Here is a 22,036-nt window from a genome sequence, read left to right on the forward strand (position 1 = left end):
CAGGTTGATCAGACCGCGTAACCCGGGTTCTTGCTGTCCAGCAGACGGATCAGCGCCGGCCAGGTCAGGGCCGCAGCCTTGCCCAGTGACTGGGATTGTTCCCGGGTGGTCTCGATGGCTTGCTGTGAAGGCAGGCAATAGGGCGCCGGTGTGCGCACCTGGATTTCACAGGCTTTCATCAGGAAGTAAAGATAGGTAAAGCATTCCGGTACGGAGCCACCGGCGGTCAGGATGCCGTGGTTGCGCAGCATCAGCATGTTCTTTTCACCGATGTCCCGGATCAGTCGCTCCCGCTCATCCAGGTTCAGGGCAACACCTTCATAGTCGTGGTAGGCCAGGTGATCCAGGCACAGCATGGCGGTCTGGCTCAGGGGCAGCAGGCCCTCCTTGTGAGCGGATACGGCAACACTGTCTGCTGCGTGCACGTGCATCACCGCGTGGGCATCTTCACGACCCATGTGGACGGCGCTGTGAATGGTGAAGCCCGCCGGGTTGACCCGGTCGATACCGCCCGCTTCCACCACCTGGCCTTCCTTGTCCACCTTTACCAGCGATGACGCGGTGATTTCGTGGAACAGCAGGCCATATGGATTGATCAGGAAGTGGTGGTCCGGACCCGGTACCCGCGCAGACAGGTGGGTAAACACCAGGTCTTCCCAGCCATACAGGGCGACCAGGCGATAGGCGGCAGCCAGCTCGGTGCGGACTTTCCATTCGGCTTTCTTCAGCTCGTCGGTATCCATCGTGTTGGTACCGGTGATGTTGGATGCATTCATACTGCGTGATCCTCTTGTTGTTGGACATCGGGAGTCTCGGGCTCCCTGTGTTCTGGGGGTGAATGACAGTGTAGCTCGTTAATGGGATAGGGAGATACCGCTTGGTGTCTCACCACAAAAGGGGCGGCCTTTGTGGGGCCGCCCCGAACGCTCTCCAACTGGAGGAGAGACCCGACAGGTTCTTCTCTACCTTTTCTTTGCCGTGCTTAGCTTGCCTGCAGCAGGGACGCGTAACGCTCCAGGTGGAAGTCGTCATCGCCCAGCTGGTGGCCGATCATGACCAGGCGCTTGGCATAGTGCGCGAAGCTGTATTCCCAGGTCATGCCGATACCGCCGTGGGACTGGATGCCCTTCTCGGAGATAAACTGGCCGGCACGGTTAATGACGTTCTTGGCGGCGGCCAGGGTACGACGGCGCTCGTCGCTCTGCTCGGCATCCGCGTAGCTGGCGGCCAGGATGGCCATGGAGCGGGCCTGCTCCAGCTCGGACATCATGTCGACCATGCGGTGCTGCAGGACCTGGAATTTGCCGATGGGCACTCCGAACTGCTTACGCTGCTTCAGGTACTCCAGGGTCAGCTCGTTGGCTTCTTCCATGCAGCCCACGGCTTCGGCGCAGAGGGCGGCGATGGCGCGGCCGGTCTGGTATTCGATAACGTCAGCTGCCTTGCCTTCCTCGCCCAGCAGGGCGTCAGCGCCTACGTGCACGTTGTTCAGGAAGACGTCGCAGCCCTTGGCACCGTCAACGGTGGGGTAGGTGCGACGCTCAACGCCTTCGGCGTTCGGGTCGATGGCGAACAGGCTGATACCGTCGGCATCGTTCACATCACCGGAAGTGCGGGCAGACACGATGATCAGGTCGGCACAGTGACCACCGATCACAACGGCCTTGCGCCCGCTGAGGGTGTAGCCGTCGCCGGATTTCTCGGCCTTGGTGGCTACCTCGTTCTGGTTGTAGAACGCTTGCGGCTCCTGCAGGCCAACAGCCACTTTCAGTTCACCGCTGGCCACGCCGGCCAGGTACTTTTCTTTCTGCTCGTCGTTACCCGCCTGGCTCAGGATGCCGCCACCCAGAACCACGGACTGCAGGTATGGCTCCAGGCACAGGCCACGGCCCAGCTCGGTCATAACGGACTGGATTTCGACACCGCCGCCGCCAAAGCCGCCCAGCTCCTCAGGGAAGGGAACGGCTGTCAGGCCCAGCTCGCCGAGCTGTTTCCAGAAATCTTCGCTGAAGCCCAGCTCGGTTTCGCTGAATTCCAGGCGCTTTTCAAAGCTGTACTCACCGCGGACCAGGCGCGCCACGGTGTCCTGCAACATCTGTTGCTCTTCGCTCAGAGTGAAGTCCATGGTCGCCTCCTTATAGTCCCAGAATCATTTTGGATACGATGTTCTTCTGGATCTCGTTGGATCCGCCGAAAATCGACAGTTTGCGGTTGTTGAAGTACTGAGAAGACAGTGGGGCCGCGTTCTCGTCAGACAGGAAGTCGCCTTCGTAGTCGTAGCTCATTTCTTCTTCAACAAACGGAATTGCGTAGGGACCAAGGGCGCGACGGGCCAGGTCATTGATGGCCTGGCGAATTTCGGTGCCCTTGACCTTCAGCATGGAACTCTCGGCACCCGGAACACCACCGCCCTCTACGGCCGCGATGATGCGCAGGTTGCTGATAGAAGCCGCCATCAGGTCGATTTCAACCTGGGCAATGCGCTGGCTGAAGGTGGGGTCTTCCAGCAGCGGCTTGCCGTTCTTCAGGCGGCGGCTGGCCAGCTGTTTGAGGTGGGACAGGGCCGCCTTGGACAGGCCGATGCCAGCCAGGCCGGTACGCTCATAGGTGAGCAGGTACTTGGCGTAGGTCCAGCCCTTGTCTTCTTCACCTACCAGGTTCTCGACCGGCACTTTCACGTCTTCGAAGAAGACTTCGTTGACTTCGTGCTCGCCGTCCAGGGTGATGATCGGACGTACGGTGATGCCCGGGGTGTTCATGTCGATCAGCAGGAAGGAGATGCCTTCCTGGGCCTTCACCTCGGTGTTGGTCCGCACCAGGCAGAAAATCATGTTGGCGTGCTGGCCCAGGGTGGTCCAGGTCTTCTGGCCGTTGACGATATAGTGGTCGCCGTCACGGACCGCGCGGGTCTTCAGGGAGGCCAGGTCGGAGCCGGCGCCAGGCTCGGAGTAACCCTGACACCACCAGTCTTCACCGGACAGGATGCGGGGCAGGTACTGTTGTTTCTGCTCTTCGTTGCCGAACTTGATGATAACCGGGGCTACCATGTTCACGCCGAAGGGAATGGAGCGGGGTACGCCGTAGGCGCAGGACTCTTCGTCCCAAATGTGCTTCTGAACCGGGGTCCACTTCACACCGCCGTACTCTTCCGGCCAGTGGGTGGCGTACCAGCCCTGTTCGCTGAGAATCTTTTGCCAGCGCTGGTGGTCTTCCTTGGTCAGGCGACGGAAGCCCTTGACCTTGGCAGCGATATCAGCCGGCAGTTTTTCGTCCAGAAAAGCGCGCACTTCGTCGCGGAAGGCAAGCTCTTCAGCCGTGTAGTTCATGTTCATGAATCAACCTCTCGGTTCGTTCTAGCGAAAACATATACCGCATAGCAGAATATACCTATGATGGAGGAACGCCATTGACGTGTCAATTCCCCGGGCGCTGAACGGCGCCGGAGTACGCGTAACTCCAGTGTGCCTGTGGAGCCTGGTGAGGGAGGGTCCAGTGATACGGACCCGCAGGCCGAGGTCGTTTTTGTAGGAGTGGGTCCGCCTGGTGAAACAGGTTGATCAAAAGTGATCAGAAAGATATGCGGCAAGGTCGCTGCCGGCAGGCGGAGGTCACTGAAACAGGCGGTCCCATTCTAGTGGATTGAGGCGCATATTGCTCGCCTGAGACTTAAATGGGGCATTATGGCGACCCTGAAACAAAAAAACAGGACCCGAAGGCCCTGTTTTGTGAACGCTACTGCACCTGGTGTTACTTGAACGCCTGCAGTCCGGTCTGGCCACGGCCCAGGATCAGGGCGTGAACGTCGTGGGTGCCCTCGTAGGTGTTGACGGCCTCCAGGTTCATTACGTGGCGGATGACGTGGTATTCGTCAGAGATACCGTTGCCGCCATGCATGTCACGGGATACCCGGGCAATGTCCAGGGCCTTGCCGCAGTTGTTGCGCTTGAGCAGGGAGACCGCATCCGGTGTGGCTTCGCCCGCGTCCATCATGCGACCCAGTTGGAGCACGGCCTGCAGGCCCAGGGTGATCTCGGTCTGCATGTCTACCAGCTTCTTCTGGATCAGCTGATTGGCGGCCAGGGGCTTGCCAAACTGCTGACGCTCGAGGGTGTAGGTGCGGGCGGCGTGCCAGCAAAACTCGGCGGCGCCCAGGGAGCCCCAGCTGATGCCGTAGCGGGCCTTGGTCAGGCAGCTCAGCGGGCCTTTCAGGCCTTCCACGTCCAGCTTGTTCTCTTCCGGTACGAAGACCTCGTCCATGAAGATGGAGCCGGTTTCAGACGCGCGCAGGGAGAACTTGCCTTCGATCTTCGGGGTATCCAGGCCCTTGGCGCCTTCGCGCTCAATAATGAAGCCGGTGACCTTGCCGTCCAGCTTGCCCCAGACTACGCATACGTCTGCAATCGGCGCGTTGGTGATCCAGGTCTTGGAGCCGCTCAGAAGGTAGCCGCCGTCCACTTTCTTGGCACGGGTTTCCATGCCGCCGGGATCGGAACCGTGGTTGGGCTCGGTCAGACCGAAGCAGCCAACCCATTCGCCGGAGGCCAGCTTGGGAAGGATGCGCTTCTTGGTCTCTTCCCGGGCGTAGGAGAAGATCGGGTACATGACCAGGGAAGACTGCACGCTCAGGGCGGAGCGGTAGGCGGAGTCCACACGCTCCACTTCACGGGCGATCAGGCCATAGCAGACATGGTTCAGGCCCGGGCCGCCGTATTCTTCCGGCAGGGTTGCGCCGAGCATGCCCAGTTCGCCCATCTGGTTGAAGATGCTGCGGTCGAATTTCTCGTGACGGTTGGCCTCGGTGATGCCGGGCATCAGGCGCTGGTCACAAAAGCTGCGGATGCTGTCCCGAACCTGGCGTTCGGTTTCGTCAAGCTGCTTGTCAAACTGAAGCAGGTCGTCCCAGGGAGCGGAAGCCATAGTGTGTCTCCTGAAGTACTGGCGGGCGGTGTCGGCATTCGGCACCGCCCTGTTGGGGGTTTGGTGTAGGCGGCAGGGCCGGAGCCCGGCCGCCCTTATGGTTGGGGATCAGTCCTGGTACCGCTCGATAACGGCGGCGATCCCCTGGCCAACGCCAATGCACATGCTGATCAGGGCGTAGCGGCCTTCCATGCGCTCCAGCTGACGGGTCGCCGTCAGCGCGATCCGCGCACCGGAAGCACCCAGCGGGTGGCCTACCGCAATGGCGCCACCGTTGGGGTTCAGGCGCGGGTCGGTCTGGTCGATGCCCAGCTTGGTGGTGCAGCCGAGTACCTGGGCAGCGAATGCCTCGTTGATTTCGATCACGTCCATATCGTTGATGGACAGGCCGGCGCGGGCCAGGGCCTTCTCGCATGCGGGTACCGGGCCATAACCCATCACCCGGGGCTCAACGCCGGCAATGGCGGCAGACACAATGCGACCGCGGGGCTTGATGCCGGCCTTTTCGCCCGCTTCCAGGGAGCCGATGATCAGCGCAGCGGCACCGTCGTTGACACCAGAAGCGTTGCCGGCGGTGACCACGCCGCCTTCAAACAGCGGGCGCAGGTTAGACAGGGCGGCCAGGTCAGACTGCGGGCGCGGGTGCTCGTCCTGGTCCACGGTAACCGGCGGCTTCTTGCGTCCCTGGGGTACTTCAATGCCGAGGATTTCCTCGTCATAGAAGCCCAGCTTGCGAGCCGCTTCATAGCGGGCCTGGCTCTGGGCTGCGAACTCGTCAACCTTGTCACGGGTAAGGCCCAGGTCCCTGGCGATGTTGTCAGCGGTCTGCGGCATGGTGTCGTTGCCGAATTCTGCTTCTACCCGCGGGTTGGGGAAGCGGGCACCGATGGTGCTGTCGAACATGCGGAAGTCACGGGAGTAGGGCGCTTCGCTCTTGGCCATAACGAAGGGCGCACGGCTCATGCTCTCGGAGCCGCCGGCGATAAACAGCTCGCCTTCGCCACAGCGTACAGCACGGGCCGCATCGATAATGGCTGCAAGACCGGAACCGCACAGGCGGTTAACCGTCAGGCCACCAGTTTCAACCGGCAGGCCCGCCATGAGGCCCGCGTGGCGTGCTATGTTACGGGCATCTTCGCCAGCCTGGTTGGTGCAGCCGGCGATCACGTCTTCGTAAGCGCTGCGCTCGAATCCGTTGCGCTCGATAACGGCCTTGATAACGCTGGCCAGCAGGTCGTCCGGGCGTACCTTGGCCAGGGCGCCGGCGTGGCGTCCGAAGGGGGTTCTCAAGCCGTCGTAGATATAGGCGCTCATGTTCTCTCCTGTGCTGATAATCCGCCTGGGAAGTTAACCTTCCGGGCGGTGAATAAGGAATCCAGTTTGTGCCGCCCTATGATAACGGAAAATGCCAGGCGCTTGTCTTGGCAAAAATGATGATGTAGTTTCATCAAGCGAAACTGAATTTTATCCAAACTTCAGGGTGGCTAAAGATTAATCCGGCCGATGGGCAATTGCAAGCTGTCAGGGCCGCACACACCGCCACCCGATTTCCGGGGAAGTCCGCCTTCTATGAGCCGTTACCTGCTGTCGCTGGCCGTTGTCATCGAACTGCTGGCGCTGATGACGTCCGCACGTGCCTTGAGTATAGCTGCCGGCTGCCTGTTTATCGGCTATTTCACCCTGTTTATGGGGCGTATCACCCTGTATTCCCGCTCCCTGTTGTTGATCACCCTCGCCATTGTCGCCGCCCTGGCGGCCACCGGTAAACTGACGGGCGCCGGTCTCCTGGATGCCGCAGCTTCCGCCGGTTTCTATGGTGCCTTTCTGGGCAGCCTCGGCATGATGCAGTGCCTGGTGCGGCGGTTCGAGGTGCTTCGCCGTATCCATGACGTACTGCTGGGTGGGCCGCCGTTTCTGCTGTACCCCAAATACGCCGTTACCACCCTGAGCATCGCCTCGGTGCTCAATTTTGGCGTGATGAATCTGCTGTGCGGAACGCTCACCTCCACGCTTGATGAACGCAACATTCAAGGGGAGTCCCGCCTGAACTGGATTCGCAGTGTACTGATAAGCGCCCTGCGGGGCTTCTCCCTGGTCCCGCTGGTGGCTCCCACCAGCGTGGCTGTCGCCATTATCACCCGGGAGGTTCCGGACATTTCCTGGTCCGGCCTGCTGCCCTATGGCATAGCCGCAGCGGCCTTGCTGATCGGCGTCGGCTGGGTGCTGGAACAGGGCCGGTTCCGCAAGATCAGCGAGGAGCGGGTAAAGCTGGAAGGCTGGCCCCAGGGTACCCGCACGCTGGTCGTGGTCGTGTCGCTGATTCTCGGCTGCATGGCCTTGCTGGTTTACACCGCCGGGTTCAATGTTTCCCGGGCGGCGATGATCGCGGTACCGTCGGTGACGATCCTCTATATGCTCTGGAAGGAGCGTGATCCGCTGGCGGTGTTCCGGGAGGCTACCCAGAACGTCGCGGGTATGAGTAACGAGATGGCGATCTTTGCCTCGTCTGCCTGCCTGGGTGTGGCCCTGATGACCCTGGTGCCGGATGACCTCATCTCCGGCGTTGCGGCCCGGGAGGCCGGAGTCTACCTGGTGGCGGTGGCGGGCATGTTGTTGCTGCCACTATTATCGGCCATCGGTGTCATTCCTATCACCTCACTGAGTATTGTGGGTGGCCTGTTGCCTCAGCTGGAAGCCGCCGGTATGGCCATCATGCCGATCGCGGTGGCGCTGATTATCGGCTTCTCCCTGGCCATGATGCTTTCCCCGATGGGCCCGGCGGTCAGCTTGCTGGCCCGGTTCGGGCGGGTCTCCCAGCTGAAGGTGGCCTTTGGCTGGAATGGCTTGTTTGTAGCGGCCGCGTTGCCCCTTCTGTTGTTGTTCCTGGCACTGCTGGTCTGAGCGTAGTCAGGTGCTTGCCGTCAGTGTGTCCTGGTTGCGGATTTCACTGTTCAACGCCCGGAATACGAATACCACGGTCAGCACCCGGTGCACGGATAACAGAATACTGTAGGCCCAGAGCGTCGCCTCAATGGGCCAGCCCAGCAGCCAGCCCGGCGCGAACGCCAGCAGGATAAACAGCGCCCGCTGGATATTGATAAACAGGAATACCCGCTCCCGCCCCATTACCGAGAACACCCGAACCACCGGCGAGGTGGCAAACTGGCTCAGCAGGAACAGCGACAGAATGGCCGCGTACTGCCCGGCCGCTCCCCATTGCTCGCCGAACACCAGGGTGAACAGTGGCTCGCCGAACAACGCCAGTACGGCCACCGGTGCAATGGAAAGCACTGTGAGCGTTCGAATCACCGACCAGGTGATCCTGCGGATCTTCCGGGGATGCTTCTTGCCGATCGCGGACATCTCCGCGTAATAGGCCTTGCTCATGTTGTCGCCAATCAGCGCCATGGGCAATGAGATCGCCATAATGGCCAGGCCCAGCTGGCCGGTGGTGCCGGCGTCGTAGATTAATGCGGTCAGCAATACCGGTGCCTGTATTGAAAAGGCCAGCAGCACCTGTGAAGGCATTCGCCAGGTGGGAAACCGGCGATACAGCGAAGCGGTTTTTTTCAGGCGGGACCAGCTGACGTAGCGCCAATTTTGCCGGAGATCCGTGCGAAAGCGACGAAACAGTGAGCCAGTGCCTGCGCTTTGGGTCACCACCTGGCCCACAAGTAGCCCCACAGAGGTAAATCCGGCCAGTCCCAGCCCCAGTTTTGCCAGAGCGCCGCCGATACTCTGGGTGATCTGCGAGCGGGCTATGGGCTTGTAGGCGCGCCGGCGGGACGCCCAGAGCGTGGCCGTCTCGTAGCCGGCAGTACCCAGCATTCCCAGTCCCAGCAACCACCACCAGGGCACGAGCGCCTCCATGGAAAAGGGCGCAAGTAGGGTCTCGCCAAACAGCCCGAGGGCCAGGGTGACCAGGCTGGTGGTCACAAGCATCAGCAGGCCGGACAACACCAGCAGGTTCATGGCCAGGCCATCCCGCCGCGGCAACGGAATGGCCATCACGTAGCGGAAGGTTAGAAACGGCACCAGCAGGAAAATCAGCGCGGTGAATACCGAGAGCACGCCATAGTCATCCGGCGTGTAGATGCGGGTCAGCAGCGGAACCACCAGCAACGCGATGGCCTTGGCCGCACCGCTGCCCAGCGCCATGGTTACCATGCCACGAAAAACCTGCCCCGCAGAGCCGTCGAACATCCGCTGTACCGGGTGGAGTAGTTTCATTCCCTGAAGATCACCGTGAACAAAGGCGTGGATGGTAGCGTGCGGCCCGACAGCTCCCTGGACCTGCTGACTCAGCAAGACGCGCCAGATAAAAGGCTGTTTACGTCGCTGGGCTATACGAGTCTAAGGAAATCCACCAGGCCCTGCCATGACAGACAGGACAGAATTTGTGACCTGGCGCCATTGACCCCGGGACGCCACAGCGCGATTATTTTGTCAGGACGGAATTCGGCAATTCAGGGAAGAAACAATAAGGCCGGCGGCGCTCAGCATGGTGCCTGTACCCTTCGTGATTTTACTTCCCTGTTAATGCCCTCCTTCCTGAAACCCACCCAACCGGGAGTGGCTATGACGTCCGTTGGTCGTTTTCTGGTGTTGTCTGTTGTCGGCTTGTTTCTGGTGAGCAGCGAGGTTAGCGCGGGGATGTTTGGATTTGGGAAGAAAACAGAGGTTCATCTTTCGCCTGAGGTGAAGGGGTCGATTACTCGGAACGGTGAACCAGTGCCGGGGGCAGAGGTCTATCGCACGCTCGACTACGACAAAGAGTACTTCGAGCAAACCTTCACTGACAAAGAGGGACGATTCGGGTTTCCAGAAACGAATGTTCGCTCCGGTCTCCCCAGTAAGCTCATGGATGAAACTCGTGTCCGCCAGGTTATAGGGGCGGTCGTTGATGGGAAAAAATACCTGCTTTGGTACCACACGCCTGGAGGTATTAACGAGCGGACCGCAGTCACAAGGAGGTTACGTAACCTCCACTGTGATCTTACTACACCCGAAAAGGAGCTATTGTTCCGAAATCTTGAAAAACCTGACTTTCCGCATGCTGCGTTCAGTATTTGTCGCTGGAACGACGGTCTGGAAATGGATGAACTAGAGGATTAAAAATGAAGCCAGTATCACCAAGGATGGCCTCTGAATTTGCAGAGCTGGTATACCAAGTCCGGCAGCCTAATGTGCGAGGAGACTATCGTCTTGAAACGAGAGGACTTTCCCTTTCGCGGTCATTCGATATCAACCTGTCAACAGGGCCGGTAGTCGGCCAAAGTGGCGGGATATTCGGTTTCTTTCAGCGAGCTTCCGGATTCGCAATGGTTGCGGATGGCAAGCATGAGTACGAAGGACACCATGTAATTGCAGTTCGGGGAACAAAAACCACGCATGACTGGCTAACCAATGGCAATGTTGGACTTTCGCCAAGTACGGGCGGGGCGCTGGTCCACGCTGGCTTTAACGAGACCTTTGAAAGTATGAAACCCGGGCTGGAAGCATTGCTGACGCCCCGTTTGAGCCGCGGCACTGTGGCTGGCATTCACTGCATCGGCCACAGTCTGGGAGGCGCGTTGGCGTCGCTTGTGTCTGACTGGGTTCACAAGCGTTACCGCCGCGATGCCAACCTGTATACCTTTGGCGCGCCCCGGGTGGGAATGAAAGGGTTCGCCACCAAATCCAGCTTTGAGGTTAATAGACTGTATCGCTGTACGCATGGTGCCGATCCCGTGCCGGCGGTACCTCTCTGGCCCTTCATGCATGCGCCGGTCAACGGGATCGAATACCGGCTCGACCGAAGTGATGGCCTGAGCCCCTCGGCCCATGGCATGGGTGAAGATGATATCCCTGGCTATCGCAATACCGCCAAAAAAGGTAATTGGGACCAACTCCATCAGAATTCCATGGAGTACCTCAACAATCCGGTCAGGTTGGATTATAAAAGGCGCCACGAGGCCCACTTCTCCACATACTGGGCTGAAAGACTCTCGTCGGCTCTTGTGACGCTGCTGAAAGATGCCGGCTACTATTCGGCTGTGCTCGCCCAGGCGGCCATTAGCACGTCTTTAACCTTCTATGATCTCCTTGCTCATACCCTGGAAGACATTGCAAAAGCCTCGAAAAAATTTGCCGAGCAAACCCGCGGCCTGCTCGGGCACATGCTGGCCTTTGCCAGGGTGGCGGTAACGACAGTGGTTGACCTGAGCTTCCAGTTCATACGTTGGGTGTTTGACCGGACAGCAGGGGCGTTATACGACGCTGTGAGGCAGGCGGTCGAGCGCACGTGAGGGCACGTCTGATTGACGGCGGCCTTGTGATTCCTTTAACGGCCGTTATAAGGGCGCAGTTGGGGCGGGGGTGGCCATCAGCCGCCCCCGATTCTCCTCCGCCCGTTCCCGCAGAAAATCCCAGGTTACCCGCATCCGCGCAATATGCCGTAGCTCTTCCGGCATCAGCATCCAGAAGGTCCGGATAAAGCGAATCTGGTCCGGCAGGACCACCTGTAGCCGGTCGTCGATGTCGGCGGAAAAAGAGGGCAGTATGCCGATACCGGCGCCGGTGGCGATGGCTTCCTGCTGGGCCAGGACGCTGGTGCTGCGTATATTGATCTCGCCGGAACTGGCAATCTCGTCCAGGAACAGCAACTCACGGCTGAACACCATGTCGTCCACATAACTGACGAATTTGTGCCTGCCGAGCTGGCTGCGATTGGTGATGGGACCGTGCGCTTCCAGGTAGTCCCTGCTGGCGTACAGCCTCAGCACATAGTCGGTGAGCTTGGTGACAATAAAGGGGCCGCGCTCCGGTCGCTCCAGGGTGATAACGATGTCTGCCTCGTGGCGTGACAGGCGCAGGGCCCGGGGCATGGCCAGCAGGTCAAGGTGCAGGTGGGGGTAGCGGCGGGTAAGGTGGCCCAGTTCCCGTCCCAGCATGATGGTGCCGTAGCCCTCGGTGGCGCCGATGCGCACCTGGCCAGATAGCTGCTCGTCCGCTTCGGGCAGGCTCTGTTCGATGCGGACGCTGGCGCTCTCCATCTGCTCCACCTGTGGAAGCAGCCTCCGGCCCGCTTCGGTGAGGCTGTAGCCGGTCTGCTCACGGATGAACAGGGTCATGCCCAGGCTCTTTTCCAGGGCGTGGATGCGCCGTGACACGGTGGTGTGGTCCACACCCATGCGCCTGGCGGCCGCCGTCAACTTGCCGGCACGGCTCAGTTCCAGGAAGAACTTCAGGTTATCCCAGTCCATCAAGAGCTCCGATCTGGTGGTTTAATAGACGGCTTGTGCATATTTGCAGAACAGGGTTGCATCGAGCGCCATTGTAGCTCTTAAAAATGCACTGCTACTATCCGGTAATCAAACATCAACACAAGAAAAACACCGGAGAGATCCCCATGAGCACACAGGTACCCACCGTCAAACTGCTGATTGACGGCGAATTTGTCGAATCAAAGACCACTGAATGGCGGGACGTGACCAATCCGGCTACCCAGGAAGTGCTGGCGAAAGTTCCCTTTGCGACGGCTGATGAGCTGGAAGCCGCGGTCAGTGCGGCCCGGGAAGCCTTCAAGACCTGGCGCAAGACCTCTCTTGGTGCTCGTTCCCGTATCTTCCTCAAGTACCAGCAACTGATCCGTGAGAACATGAAAGAGCTGGCGGCCATTCTCACCGCTGAGCAGGGCAAGACCCTGCCGGATGCGGAAGGCGACGTGTTCCGTGGCCTGGAAGTGGTGGAGCATGCGGCCAGTGTGGGCACCCTGCAGATGGGTGAGTACGCCAACAATGTGGCCGGCGATGTGGACACCTACACCCTGCGCCAGCCCATTGGCGTCTGTGCCGGTATTACCCCCTTTAACTTCCCGGCCATGATTCCCCTGTGGATGTTCCCCATGGCGATCGCCACAGGAAACACCTTTGTACTCAAACCCTCCGAGCGTGATCCCATGGTGACCATGCGCCTCGTGGAACTGGCCGTGGAAGCGGGTGTTCCCAAGGGCGTGCTGAACGTGGTCCACGGCGGGCCGGATATGGTTAACGGTGTCTGTGATCATCCGGATATCAAGGCCGTGTCCTTCGTTGGCTCCACGCCTGTTGGTACCCATGTCTACAACCGTGCTTCCCAGGCGGGTAAGCGGGTGCAGTGCATGATGGGCGCCAAGAACCACGCCGTGGTGATGCCCGACGCCAACAAGGAACAGACCCTCAACGCGCTGGTAGGCTCCTGCTTTGGTGCCGCCGGTCAGCGCTGCATGGCCGTCACCGCCCTGGTGCTGGTGGGCGAGGCCCGCAACTGGTTGCCGGAGCTGGCCCGTCGGGCCGAGAAGCTGAACGTGAACGCCGGCACCGAAGAGGGTACTGATGTAGGCCCGCTGATCACGCCCCAGGCGCTGGAACGGGTGAAAGGCCTGGTCCAGCAGGGTGTCAGCGAAGGCGCCAAGCTGGTTCTCGATGGCCGTGATCCGAACGTACGGGGCTACGAGAAGGGTAACTTTATCGGGCCCACCATCTTCTCAGGCGTTACCCCTGAAATGACCATCTACAAGGAAGAAATCTTCGGTCCGGTATTGTGCGTGCTGGAGGCGGAAACCCTGGATGAGGCCATTGACCTGGTCAACGCCAACCCCAATGGCAACGGTACCGCCATCTTCACCCGCTCCGGCGCTGCGGCCCATCGCTTCCAGGAGCATATCGATGTGGGTCAGGTCGGCATCAACGTGCCCATTCCGGTGCCCGTGCCCTACTTCTCCTTCACTGGTTCCCGGGGTTCCAAGCTGGGCGACCTGGGCCCCTATGGCAAGCAGGTCGTGCAGTTCTACACCCAGACCAAGACCGTGACCTCCCGCTGGTTCGACGAAGACGAGCAGGTCGGTTCTGTGAACACCACCATCAACCTGCGATAAGGCAAGGAGATACGACGTGGCATACGAAACGATTCTCACCGAGGTAAAAGGCCGGGTTGGTGTCATCACCCTGAACCGCCCCAAGGCCCTGAACGCCCTGAACAGCCAGCTGATCGAGGAGCTGAACCTCGCGCTGGACGATTACGAGCGCAACCCGGATATCGGCTGCATCGTGCTGACCGGTTCCGAGAAGGCCTTTGCCGCCGGTGCTGACATCAAGGAGATGTCGGTGCTGGAATATCCCCAGATCTACCTGGATGACTTCTTTGCCCAGGCGGATCGTATTGGCCAGCGGCGCAAGCCACTGATTGCTGCGGTGGCAGGCTATGCCCTGGGTGGCGGCTGTGAGCTGGCGCTGATGTGCGACTTTATCTATGCCGGCGATAACGCCCGCTTTGGTCAGCCGGAGATTAACCTGGGCGTGCTGCCGGGCATCGGCGGTACCCAACGCCTGACCCGGGCCCTGGGCAAGGCCAAGGCCATGGAGATGTGCCTCACCGGTCGCCAGATGGATGCGAAGGAAGCGGAAACCGCTGGCCTGGTCGCCCAGGTGTTCCCGGTGGGCCAGCTGCTGGAGGAAACCCTGAAGGCTGCCAACACCATTGCCGAGAAATCCCTGCCCAGCACCATGATGACCAAGGAAGCGATCAACCGGGTGTTCGAAACCAGCCTGGCGGAAGGTGTGCGCTTCGAACGGCGGATCTTCCACGCCATCTTTGCGACCCACGACCAGAAGGAAGGCATGAACGCCTTCGTGGAGAAGCGCAAGCCGGACTTCAAACACCAATAGGCCAGCAACGCCCCGCACAAGAACAACATTGGAGGCACAACCATGAAAATCGGATTCATCGGCCTGGGCAATATGGGTGCGCCCATGGCCAGCAACCTGCTGAAGGCGGGTCACGAACTGACGGTATTTGATCTGATGCAGGACGCTGTCGACAAGGCAGTGTCCGAAGGCGCTACCGCCGCGGCTGACATCCCCACCGTGGCCCGCAGCGGCGCCGAGCTGATTATCACCATGCTGCCGGCGGCGCGCCATGTAAAAGGGGTTTACCTGGAGGACGACGGGCTGCTGGCCCACGTTCCCAAAGGTGTTCACCTGATCGACAGCTCCACCATTGACCCTATGACCGCACGGGACGTTGCCGCAAAGGCGGCGGCCCAGGGTAACCCCATGCTGGATGCGCCGGTCTCCGGTGGCACCGGTGGCGCACAGGCGGGCACCCTGACCTTTATGGTGGGTGGCGAAGACCAGGAAGTTGCGTTCGCCCGCCCCGTGCTGGAAAACATGGGCAGGAACATTGTCCACTGTGGCGCCGCCGGTAACGGCCAGGTGGCCAAGATGGCCAATAACATGCTGCTGGGCATCTCCATGATCGGCGCAGCCGAGGCCATGAGCCTGGGCGTATCCATGGGTATGGACCCGGAAGTGCTGGCGGGGGTCATCAACACCTCAAGCGGCCGCTGCTGGAGCACCGATACCTATAACCCTTACCCGGGAGTGATCGAAACCGCACCGTCCAACCGTGGCTATACCGGTGGCTTTGGTATGGATTTGATGATCAAGGATCTGGGGCTGGCCACCGAGGCGGCCAAGGCCACCGGCCAGCCGGTGGTGATGGGCGGCCTGGCGCAGCAACTATACCAGTCCATGAGTTTTGAAGGGCATGGCCACCTGGACTTCTCGGCCATCATCAAGCGATACATGAAGGGTGAGGAATGAGTGACAACCAGCCAGAAGTGATTGTCGAGGTTCGGGGTCGTTACGGCTACCTGACCCTGAACCGGCCCAAGGGCCTGAATGCCCTGACCCTGGACATGGTGCAGAAGATACACCGGCAGCTGGACAGCTGGGCCGGTGACGATGCCATCGAGGCGGTGGTGTTTCTCGGTGCCGGCGACAAGGCTTTCTGCGCCGGCGGCGATATCCGGGCGCTGTACGACAGCTACCAGTCCGGCGACACCCTTCACCGTGTCTTCTTCGAGGAGGAATACTCCCTCGACCAGGCCATCCACCAGTATCCCAAACCGGTGCTGTCCGTCATGAACGGGATCGTTATGGGCGGTGGCATGGGTGTGGCGCAGGGCGCCAGCCTGCGTATCGTCAGTGATCGGGCGAAGCTGGCCATGCCCGAGACAGGCATCGGCTACTTTCCGGACGTGGGAGCGACCTATTTTCTGGGGCGGCTGCCTGGCCGGCTCGGGGAGTACCTGGCGGTCACCGGAACGCAGCTTAACGCTGCCGATGCGATCTACGCCGGACTTGCGGATCTGTACATACCGGAAGGCGCGCTGGAAAACCTGGGCAGCGCCCTGGCCGGCGCGGTTGCTGGCAGTGATGAGCCTGTGAAAGCCGGCTTGGGCGAGCTGCAGGGCGACCCCGGCAAATCCCGGCTGGCCACGCTGCAACCCGCTATCGATGAACACTTTGCCAAAGCCGACCTCAAGGCGTTGCGTGACTCCCTGCGCCAGGAGCAGCGTCCCGAGTTTGCGGACTGGGCGAAAGAGACCCTGGGTGCAATCGAAGGTCGCTCTCCCATTGGCATGGCCGTGGCCCTGGAGCTGGTGCGTGGCGGTCGGGACCTGTCCCTGCCGCAGGCGTTCGAACTGGAGCTCGCGCTGGATTACCTGTGGTTCGACAAGGGCGATATTGTCGAGGGTATCCGTGCCCTGATCGTCGACAAGGACAAGTCGCCGCAATGGCGTGTGCCCAGCATCGACGACCTGAAACCGGAGCAGGTTTCCGTCTTTTTCGACGAGGTCAGAGGCTGACGTTTGTGACAGTGTCTGGTTACATCTGACCACTGACCATTGCAGAGAACAAAAAAGAGATCACCACCATGCAGGACATTGAATTCAACGAAGACCAGCGGATGATCCGCGACATGGCCCGCCAGTTTGCCCAGAGTGAACTGGCCCCGCGGGCGGCGGAATGGGACAAGTCCGGCTACATTGATGACGCCGTGATCCGGCAGATGGGCGAACTGGGCCTGCTGGGCATGGTGGTGCCGGAAGAGTGGGGTGGAAGCTTCGTGGATTATGTCGCCTACTCCCTCGCCGTAGAGGAAGTGGCAGCGGGCTGCTGTGCCACCAGCACCCTGATGAGTGTCCACAATTCCGTAGGTTGTGCCCCGGTGCTCAACTATGGCACCGAGGAGCAGAAAAAACAGTGGCTGCCGTCCCTGGCCAGTGGTGAGACCATCGGCTGCTTCTGCCTGACCGAGCCCCAGGCCGGTTCCGAAGCCCATGCCCTGAAGACCCGGGCCGAGCTGAAGGACGGTGAATGGGTGCTGAACGGTGCCAAGCAGTTCATCACCAATGGCAAGCGGGCTGGTCTTGCCGTGGTCTTCGCGGTGACCGACCCGGATCAGGGCAAGCGAGGCCTGTCTGCCTTCCTGGTGCCCACCGACAACCCCGGCTTTAAAGTGGACCGGATGGAGCACAAGCTGGGTATTCGTGGCTCTGATACCTGCGCCATTACCCTGGACGATTGCCGTATTCCCGAGGCGAACCTCCTGGGACAGCGGGGCAAGGGCCTGTCCATTGCCCTGTCCAATCTGGAAGGGGGGCGTATCGGTATTGCGGCCCAGGCAGTGGGCGTGGCCCGCGCCTCCTTCGAAGCGGCCCTGAAATACGCCCGTGAGCGGCAGCAGTTCGGTGTACCACTGACCGAGCACCAGAGCATCGCCAACATGCTGGCGGATATGCACACGCGCCTTAATGCAGCCCGGTTGCTGGTGGTCCACGCTGCCCGCCTCAAAACCGCCGGCCAGCCCTGCCTGTCGGAAGCCTCCCAGGCCAAGCTGTTTGCCAGCGAACTGGCCGAAGAGGTTTGCTCCCACGCCATTCAGATTCACGGTGGCTATGGGTACCTGGAAGACTACACCGTCGAGCGGCTGTACCGGGATGCCCGCATCACCCAGATCTACGAAGGCACCAGTGAGGTGCAACGCCTGCTGATTGCCCGGGAACTCAAGAACCTGCTCTGACCGCAAGTGTCCCGTCGGGACACTAGTCGTCCAGCCTCATGGATGAGGCGGTTTTCCTGCCTTTTTCATCCTGACATGACGGTTCGTCTGTTCCGACGATGTATAAGCATGCTCACCAAATGATCATGACATAACTGTCCTTTTACCCGTTGCCTGCCCTGTGTTGCAGCACCCGTTGGCGAGGAACCCGACCATGTCTGATCTACCCCCATCCCTGAAAATCGAAGAGTCCGGCGGCGTCGCCCGGCTGACCCTGGCGCGGCCAGATGCCCTGAATGCACTGGATCGTCCTCTGATTCAGGCGTTGCGAAGCTATTTCAATGAACTCTATTACCGCCGTGATATCCGGGTGGTGGTAATGGCAGCGGAAGGCCGGGCCTTCTGCGCCGGGCTGGACCTCAAGGAACAGGCCCAGACGCCTATTAACCCGAGGGTCGGCGGTGCGCTGGATGAGCAGCGGGCCGTGCGGGACATCATGGTGGCCATGCGCCGCTGCCCGCAGCCGATCATCAGCATTGTCCAGGGTTCCGCCAGTGGTGGTGGCTTTGCCATCGCCCTGGCCAGCGATATTCGTCTGCTGACGCCCGATGCCCGCATGAACGCGGCATTTATCAAGCTGGGCCTCAGTGGCTGTGATGTGGGCGTGAGCTACTTCCTGCCCCGCATGGTGGGGGCCTCCGTTGCTGCCGAATACCTGCTGACCGGCCGATTTATTGACGCGGAGCGGGCCAGGGAGCTGGGTCTTACCAGCCTGGTGGCCCCCCTGGAGCAGCTCCATGACCACGCTGAAGGTTTGGTCGCCGACATGCTGCGGGCCACCCCCCTGGGGCTGAGGCTGACCAAGGAGGCCCTGGGGCTGGCAATCGATGCCCAGAGCCTGGAGGCCGTCGTCGCCCTGGAAGACCGCAACCAGATCTTGTGTATCCAGGACGATGACTTCCGTGAGGGTGTGAGTGCCTTCCTCGAGAAACGTGAACCCCGATATTCCGCTGACGGAGAACAATCATGAAAGCAGAAGAACTGATGTACCGCGAAGGCCTCCTGAACGGGGAGCGTATCCTGGTGACCGGTGGTGGCACTGGTCTGGGCAAGGAAATGGCGGAGGCCTGCCTGATCCTGGGGGCGCACGTTTATATCTGCGGCCGTCGTGGCAGCGTGCTGGAAGAAACCGCCAACGAGCTGATGGGTCGGCACGGTGGCAAGGTGACTCCCATTCCCTGTGATATCCGCAGTCCCGAGGCCATTGATGACATGGTCCAGCAGATCTGGGATGACGGCGGGGCACTGACCGGCCTGGTCAACAATGCGGCCGGCAACTTCGTCAGCCGTACCGAGGACCTTTCCCACCGGGCCTTTGACGCCGTCGCCAATATCGTATTCCGGGGCAGCTTCCTGGTCACCCAGAGCTGCGGCAAGCGCTGGCTGGCGGAGGGCAAGCCGGCGTCGGTGGTGTCTATTGTCACCACCTGGGTCTGGAACGGCTCACCGTTTGTGGTGCCTTCGGCGATGTCCAAGGCCGGCATTAATGCCATGACCCAGTCACTTGCGGTAGAGTGGGGCAACCGGGGCATCCGCCTGAATGCCATCGCTCCGGGCCTGTTCCCCACCGAGGGCATGAGCAAGCGGCTGGGGCCGCTGGGCAAGATGGACCTGGGCGACAGCCCCATGGGCCGGCCTGGCCGCTATCCCGAACTGGCCAACCTCGCCGTGTTCCTGCTGGGGCCGGGCGCCGAATACGTGAACGGTCAGACCATTGCAATCGATGGTGGCCAGTACCAGGCCGACGGTGCCAATTTCTCAGCCCTGTCGGCATGGGGCGATGACGAGTGGCGCCGGGCCCGGGAAGCCATTACCGAAGTCAACAACCAGGACAAGGCCAAGCGCTCTACCTGAGCCGGCCTGCTGTTATTGAGGAACTCACTATGTCCGAAACCGTACAGGTCATTCGTACCGAATACGAAGGTGTGGTGGAGGTTCGCCTGAACCGCCCTGACAAGATGAACGCGCTGGACACCGGCATGTTCACAAACCTGGCCAACGTTGGTGAGGAACTGAAGAAGGATCCCACCCTGCGGGCGGTGGTGATCAGCGGTGAAGGTCGTTGTTTCTGTGCCGGCCTGGATATGGGGAATTTCTCGAAAATGGCCGAGGGTGGTGGTGCCGGTGTGGGCGGCAATGGCCTTGAGCCACGCACCCACGGTGACTCCAACCTGGCCCAGTACGTGGCCATGGTGTGGCGGGAGTTGCCGGTGCCGGTGATTGCGGCCGTGCACGGTGTCTGCTTCGGTGGCGGGCTGCAGATCGCCCTGGGGGCAGATGTACGCTTCGCCACCCCGGACTCCCAGTGGGCCGTCATGGAAATCAAATGGGGCCTGGTGCCGGATATGGGCGGCATGGTGTTGCTCAATGAGCTGGTACGCGCCGATGTGTTCCGGGAACTGTGCTATACCGGCCGTGTGTTGAGTGGCCAGGAGGCCGGCGAGCTGGGTATGGTGACCCATATCGGTGGTAATCCCAGGGAAGAAGCCCTGGCCATGGCCCAGACCATCGCCGGCAAGAGCCCGGACGCCATCCGTGCCATGAAGCGTATGCTCAACAATGCCATCACACCGAAGGAACAGGCCGCTCGCATCCTGCTGGAGGAGTCCCGGGAGCAGGACCGGATCATCGGCAGCCCTAACCAGGTCGAGGCGGTCTACGCCAATCTGGAAAAGCGGGCACCGAAGTTTGCTGATCCGAAGCTATAATCATTGCCCTCGTCGCCCCCTGACTGACAGGATTAGCAAAGAGTACCCCCTCTCCCTCGATGGGAGAGGGTTGGGTAGAGGGTGGAGCGGCGAATCCCGGGGCGTCCCGGTAACCTCTTGATAACCTGCTGCCCAGGCGTACCGCCTCAGTCGCTCGAACTGTGCACTCGGTTCCTCAGCCAAGTTGACGAAATCAGCCAAAAGGGGTTTCATACCATCTCCGGACCAGGGAGTCTGGACGGAGTATCAAGGATTCAATCCACACAGGGACGACAGGGATGTTATATCAGGACCCCATCCGGATAGTGGGCCCGCTGGGCCGTATCTATTCCTTCACCCGGCGTTACCACGGCGATGATTGCTTCGAAGGCCCCCGCCTGGCCTTCCACCATGACCGCGCCTACGCCCGCGACCATTTGCTACGCCTGAGCCGGTCAGTCACCGGCGACCCCTTCAATTACCGTCTGCTCGACGTCTGGCAACTGGTCTTCCAGAAGCCCTGGACCCGCCCGCGCAATCTCAGTGAACTGGTTTCCGACCTGACGGACAAGATCCATCGGGGTGAGCTGTTTGTTTATCTCGAGCCTAACCTGGAGCGGAATATTCCGAGTCTTTTAAAAGACGGTCCGCCAGAAGGGGAGGCGGAATTTTTGGATATCGGTGTCCTGAACGGACCGGGCCTCCCGATGGATCGACCCAGGGTCTCGGGCCCCGGGCCGGTCAACAGGCCCGGCACTTGGGGAGAGGACTACGCGAGTGGGCTGACGGACACCGTGTCGGCAATCTCATCGGACATTGCCGCCGAACAGACCGAGCTGTACAACAATACATCTGGCTGGGGTAATGTCATGTACCCCGTGTTCAAACCAGTGGAAAACTTCGGAAGCTTCATAGGGAACACCGTAGGCCTGGTGTCTGCGTTGTCGCCCAAGGGCATGAACCCGAAAGTCGCCGAGTACTGGCAGGGGATCGGCGAGAGTTTCCGAGCCTTGGGTAGCAAGGTGGTAGATGCGGTGGGCGGTGACGGCCGTGCTGCTGGCGAAATTACGCCGGCTGTGGCGAGTATTTTTGTCACCAAAAAGGTTCCCGACATAATCAGGATGCGTAGTGTCGACGACTTAAAAGGAGTGGAACCCGCCTCGCCAGAACTAATTTCAGCGGTATCCAAAAAACGCGATGTGGTAATCGCTCAGCCGGAGTCGGAAGAGCTTCGTATGCTGGATTATTTCGGTGCTGAAGCGTCTGTAGGCGGAGTCAATAATACTCATATACTTTTACGTGAAAATCCGAGCAAGGCGGCGCTGTTGGAGGAGTTCTTACACGGCACGCAAACCAGGCTGGGAATCACCGAGCGCTTAGGGACAAGCGGGTTTGGCAGTGCGGAGACACACGTAAAGGATTTTATGATACGGCATAGGCGGATATTGGGCATAGGTCAAGAAGATGTCTCAATTCTCGAGATACTTAAGAATAAAGGTCTGTAG

19 protein-coding genes are annotated in these 22,036 nt (G+C 60.4%); 12 read left to right on the forward strand and 7 right to left on the reverse strand.

Annotation, left to right across the window (positions count from 1 at the left end; all coding sequences use genetic code 11):
* Positions 1–8 precede the first annotated feature (8 nt).
* The 5 genes from LJ360_RS01075 to LJ360_RS01095 form a co-directional block, all read right to left on the reverse strand.
* Positions 9–776 (reverse strand): class II aldolase/adducin family protein, encoded by a 768-nt coding sequence (locus LJ360_RS01075; RefSeq protein WP_264994991.1) that lies wholly within the window; start codon positions 774–776, stop codon positions 9–11.
* Positions 777–982: 206 nt separating this feature from the next.
* Positions 983–2,125 carry an acyl-CoA dehydrogenase family protein gene (locus LJ360_RS01080; protein WP_264994992.1) on the reverse strand — a complete coding sequence of 381 codons (1,143 nt, stop codon included), beginning with the start codon at positions 2,123–2,125 and terminating at the stop codon, positions 983–985.
* A gap of 10 nt (positions 2,126–2,135) precedes the next feature.
* Positions 2,136–3,332 (reverse strand): acyl-CoA dehydrogenase family protein, encoded by a 1,197-nt coding sequence (locus tag LJ360_RS01085; protein WP_091851570.1) that lies wholly within the window; start codon positions 3,330–3,332, stop codon positions 2,136–2,138.
* Positions 3,333–3,747: 415 nt separating this feature from the next.
* Positions 3,748–4,917, reverse strand: a complete 1,170-nt coding sequence (locus LJ360_RS01090) for an acyl-CoA dehydrogenase (RefSeq protein ID WP_091851567.1) — start codon at positions 4,915–4,917, stop codon at positions 3,748–3,750.
* A gap of 108 nt (positions 4,918–5,025) precedes the next feature.
* Complete coding sequence (locus LJ360_RS01095) at positions 5,026–6,231, reverse strand: 3-oxoadipyl-CoA thiolase (protein ID WP_091851565.1); 1,206 nt, start codon at positions 6,229–6,231, stop codon at positions 5,026–5,028.
* 255 nt (positions 6,232–6,486) lie between these two features.
* Between LJ360_RS01095 and LJ360_RS01100 the strand changes: the two genes are divergently transcribed.
* On the forward strand, positions 6,487–7,818 hold the full coding sequence (locus LJ360_RS01100) for a hypothetical protein (protein WP_091851562.1): 1,332 nt from the start codon (positions 6,487–6,489) through the stop codon (positions 7,816–7,818).
* A 6-nt stretch (positions 7,819–7,824) separates the two neighbouring features.
* On the opposite strand, the gene LJ360_RS01105 is transcribed toward LJ360_RS01100, so the two are convergent.
* Positions 7,825–9,147: a lipopolysaccharide biosynthesis protein gene (locus LJ360_RS01105; protein WP_264994993.1), complete on the reverse strand. Its 1,323-nt coding sequence runs from the start codon at positions 9,145–9,147 to the stop codon at positions 7,825–7,827.
* 348 nt (positions 9,148–9,495) lie between these two features.
* Between LJ360_RS01105 and LJ360_RS01110 the strand changes: the two genes are divergently transcribed.
* Together LJ360_RS01110 and LJ360_RS01115 are read left to right on the forward strand one after the other, a co-directional pair.
* Positions 9,496–10,032, forward strand: a complete 537-nt coding sequence (locus LJ360_RS01110) for a DUF6795 domain-containing protein (RefSeq protein WP_245742572.1) — start codon at positions 9,496–9,498, stop codon at positions 10,030–10,032.
* A 2-nt stretch (positions 10,033–10,034) separates the two neighbouring features.
* Positions 10,035–11,204, forward strand: coding sequence for a lipase family protein (locus tag LJ360_RS01115; RefSeq protein WP_264994994.1), 1,170 nt, complete (start codon positions 10,035–10,037; stop codon positions 11,202–11,204).
* Between the two features lie 45 nt (positions 11,205–11,249).
* Here LJ360_RS01115 and LJ360_RS01120 read toward each other — a convergent pair whose 3' ends face one another.
* Positions 11,250–12,161 (reverse strand): LysR family transcriptional regulator, encoded by a 912-nt coding sequence (locus LJ360_RS01120; protein ID WP_264994995.1) that lies wholly within the window; start codon positions 12,159–12,161, stop codon positions 11,250–11,252.
* Positions 12,162–12,307: 146 nt separating this feature from the next.
* Here LJ360_RS01120 and LJ360_RS01125 point away from each other — a divergent pair, with 146 nt between their 5' ends.
* From LJ360_RS01125 to LJ360_RS01165, 9 genes are all read left to right on the forward strand, one after another.
* Entirely contained in the window at positions 12,308–13,813 is a 1,506-nt protein-coding gene (locus LJ360_RS01125) for a CoA-acylating methylmalonate-semialdehyde dehydrogenase (protein WP_091851551.1), read from the forward strand.
* A 16-nt stretch (positions 13,814–13,829) separates the two neighbouring features.
* Complete coding sequence (locus tag LJ360_RS01130; protein WP_091851548.1) at positions 13,830–14,603, forward strand: enoyl-CoA hydratase; 774 nt, start codon at positions 13,830–13,832, stop codon at positions 14,601–14,603.
* Positions 14,604–14,645: 42 nt separating this feature from the next.
* Positions 14,646–15,539 (forward strand): 3-hydroxyisobutyrate dehydrogenase, encoded by an 894-nt coding sequence (mmsB, locus tag LJ360_RS01135; protein ID WP_264994996.1) that lies wholly within the window; start codon positions 14,646–14,648, stop codon positions 15,537–15,539.
* Positions 15,536–16,588, forward strand: coding sequence for an enoyl-CoA hydratase/isomerase family protein (locus LJ360_RS01140; protein ID WP_264994997.1), 1,053 nt, complete (start codon positions 15,536–15,538; stop codon positions 16,586–16,588). The genes mmsB and LJ360_RS01140 overlap by 4 nt, the downstream gene beginning before the upstream one ends.
* Before the next feature lie 68 nt (positions 16,589–16,656).
* On the forward strand, positions 16,657–17,805 hold the full coding sequence (locus LJ360_RS01145; RefSeq protein WP_264994998.1) for an acyl-CoA dehydrogenase: 1,149 nt from the start codon (positions 16,657–16,659) through the stop codon (positions 17,803–17,805).
* Positions 17,806–17,998: 193 nt separating this feature from the next.
* Positions 17,999–18,814, forward strand: coding sequence for an enoyl-CoA hydratase/isomerase family protein (locus tag LJ360_RS01150; protein ID WP_091851536.1), 816 nt, complete (start codon positions 17,999–18,001; stop codon positions 18,812–18,814).
* Positions 18,811–19,698, forward strand: a complete 888-nt coding sequence (locus LJ360_RS01155; protein ID WP_091851533.1) for an SDR family oxidoreductase — start codon at positions 18,811–18,813, stop codon at positions 19,696–19,698. Before LJ360_RS01150 ends, LJ360_RS01155 begins: the two co-directional genes overlap by 4 nt.
* 29 nt (positions 19,699–19,727) lie before the next feature.
* Positions 19,728–20,552, forward strand: a complete 825-nt coding sequence (locus LJ360_RS01160; RefSeq protein WP_091851529.1) for a crotonase/enoyl-CoA hydratase family protein — start codon at positions 19,728–19,730, stop codon at positions 20,550–20,552.
* 278 nt (positions 20,553–20,830) lie between these two features.
* Entirely contained in the window at positions 20,831–22,036 is a 1,206-nt protein-coding gene (locus LJ360_RS01165) for a hypothetical protein (protein ID WP_264994999.1), read from the forward strand.

Origin of the sequence: Marinobacter sp. AN1 (assembly GCF_026013985.1) — a bacterium.
GTDB classification, from domain to species: domain Bacteria; phylum Pseudomonadota; class Gammaproteobacteria; order Pseudomonadales; family Oleiphilaceae; genus Marinobacter; species Marinobacter segnicrescens.

Bases quoted from the DNA above. Each gene is read 5' to 3' on its own strand.
- LJ360_RS01100 (WP_091851562.1), top strand. From the start codon at position 6,487: ATGAGCCGTTACCTGCTGTCGCTGGCCGTTGTCATCGAACTGCTGGCG.
- LJ360_RS01095 (WP_091851565.1), bottom strand. From the start codon at position 6,231: ATGAGCGCCTATATCTACGACGGCTTGAGAACCCCCTTCGGACGCCAC.
- LJ360_RS01125 (WP_091851551.1), top strand. From the start codon at position 12,308: ATGAGCACACAGGTACCCACCGTCAAACTGCTGATTGACGGCGAATTT.
- LJ360_RS01155 (WP_091851533.1), top strand. From the start codon at position 18,811: ATGAAAGCAGAAGAACTGATGTACCGCGAAGGCCTCCTGAACGGGGAG.
- LJ360_RS01115 (WP_264994994.1), top strand. From the start codon at position 10,035: ATGAAGCCAGTATCACCAAGGATGGCCTCTGAATTTGCAGAGCTGGTA.
- LJ360_RS01105 (WP_264994993.1), bottom strand. From the start codon at position 9,147: ATGAAACTACTCCACCCGGTACAGCGGATGTTCGACGGCTCTGCGGGG.
- LJ360_RS01140 (WP_264994997.1), top strand. From the start codon at position 15,536: ATGAGTGACAACCAGCCAGAAGTGATTGTCGAGGTTCGGGGTCGTTAC.
- LJ360_RS01080 (WP_264994992.1), bottom strand. From the start codon at position 2,125: ATGGACTTCACTCTGAGCGAAGAGCAACAGATGTTGCAGGACACCGTG.
- mmsB (WP_264994996.1), top strand. From the start codon at position 14,646: ATGAAAATCGGATTCATCGGCCTGGGCAATATGGGTGCGCCCATGGCC.
- LJ360_RS01110 (WP_245742572.1), top strand. From the start codon at position 9,496: ATGACGTCCGTTGGTCGTTTTCTGGTGTTGTCTGTTGTCGGCTTGTTT.
- LJ360_RS01145 (WP_264994998.1), top strand. From the start codon at position 16,657: ATGCAGGACATTGAATTCAACGAAGACCAGCGGATGATCCGCGACATG.
- LJ360_RS01150 (WP_091851536.1), top strand. From the start codon at position 17,999: ATGTCTGATCTACCCCCATCCCTGAAAATCGAAGAGTCCGGCGGCGTC.
- LJ360_RS01165 (WP_264994999.1), top strand. From the start codon at position 20,831: ATGTTATATCAGGACCCCATCCGGATAGTGGGCCCGCTGGGCCGTATC.
- LJ360_RS01160 (WP_091851529.1), top strand. From the start codon at position 19,728: ATGTCCGAAACCGTACAGGTCATTCGTACCGAATACGAAGGTGTGGTG.
- LJ360_RS01120 (WP_264994995.1), bottom strand. From the start codon at position 12,161: ATGGACTGGGATAACCTGAAGTTCTTCCTGGAACTGAGCCGTGCCGGC.
- LJ360_RS01075 (WP_264994991.1), bottom strand. From the start codon at position 776: ATGAATGCATCCAACATCACCGGTACCAACACGATGGATACCGACGAG.
- LJ360_RS01090 (WP_091851567.1), bottom strand. From the start codon at position 4,917: ATGGCTTCCGCTCCCTGGGACGACCTGCTTCAGTTTGACAAGCAGCTT.
- LJ360_RS01085 (WP_091851570.1), bottom strand. From the start codon at position 3,332: ATGAACATGAACTACACGGCTGAAGAGCTTGCCTTCCGCGACGAAGTG.